A 1,138-nucleotide genomic window follows, 5' to 3' on the forward strand; every position below is an offset into this window, starting at 1 on the left:
CTTTCTAAGTTTTGCTTTTTCCAGTCGCCGTGCTCTTGTTTGCGGCACTTATCAAAATCAATAATCCACACTTTATCTTTGTCATCGATCAAGATGTTGTGGATATTCAGGTCTGTGTGATTAACGCCAGCGTTGTGCATTTTGGCAATTTCTTGCCCTATTTTTTGATACATTCCTTCCGGTAACGGTTTTTCCTGCAAGATACTGACCAGGTCTCTTGCGTTAGGAATGCGCTCACTCAATAAATCGGCCTGATATGTCAATCCAGATTTCACAGCTCTCGCAGCAATTGGCCTTGGCACATGAACGCCAGCATTAATCAGTGTAAGTAATAGTTGGAACTCTTGCGCACAACGCGTTTGCTCCCAACCTGAAAACCAATAATTGTCTTTCACTAACTTACCAACCAAGCCACCACGTCGATAATGACGCAGAGCGGCTTGCATCGTATCAAGCTGAACAAACCAAGTCGTACCACGCCCTGAAGCACTGCCAGTTACTTTGTTGGTGGATTGCCAATACTCGGCATCAAAAATAGGCTGACTAGGATCTTCAATAAGCTCCTCATCAAACCAAATGACTTGGTTGCTATCTCGATACTGCTGAATCATGTTGTAACCTCTAGCCTAAGTAGCGACTGGCCAATATGTATAGCCAACTAAAAGCTGCGAACGCCAACGCAACCATAACGGCTGCCGATCCTATATCTTTAGCGCGGCCACTTAATTCATGGCGTTCAACACCAATGCGATCCACCACTGCTTCTATCGCGGAGTTAATCAGTTCGACAATCAGAACTAATACCACGACACCAATCAATAAGATGCGCTCTATCATCCCGACATCAACCACGCACGCCAAAATCACAGCAATGCTTAGCAAAGCGAGCTCTTGTCGAACAGCAGCTTCATGTTTAAAAGCGGCTTTTAATCCCTGTATAGAATAACCTGTCGCTTTGATAATGCGCTTTACCCCAGTATTGCCTGGCTTTCCAGATTCTTGCGATTGATGCGGTGTTGTCTTTGACATTGCAGAACACTTATCGGTACTTCGTTATATTGGAGCCGTGTATTTTACATTTATTGGGGATGTCTGCATAATTTACCTGCCTCTATTCATCTAGTCAGACAATAATTAT

At 43.9% G+C, this 1,138-nt stretch carries 2 protein-coding genes; both read right to left on the bottom strand.

Going from position 1 to position 1,138, the window contains the following annotated elements; all coding sequences use genetic code 11:
- A partial coding sequence (locus R7Q46_RS25090; RefSeq protein WP_318077921.1) for a 3-deoxy-D-manno-octulosonic acid kinase occupies positions 1-611 on the bottom strand: 611 nt, incomplete at its 3' end.
- A gap of 10 nt (positions 612-621) precedes the next feature.
- Positions 622-1,029 carry a diacylglycerol kinase gene (locus R7Q46_RS25095; protein WP_005489604.1) on the bottom strand — a complete coding sequence of 136 codons (408 nt, stop codon included), beginning with the start codon at positions 1,027-1,029 and terminating at the stop codon, positions 622-624.
- Between the last annotated feature and the right edge of the window lie 109 nt (positions 1,030-1,138).

It is taken from the genome of Vibrio sp. 811 (assembly GCF_033339195.1).

Excerpts from the sequence above, each read along its gene's own strand:
- R7Q46_RS25095 (WP_005489604.1), bottom strand. The coding sequence starts at position 1,029 with ATGTCAAAGACAACACCGCATCAATCGCAAGAATCTGGAAAGCCAGGC.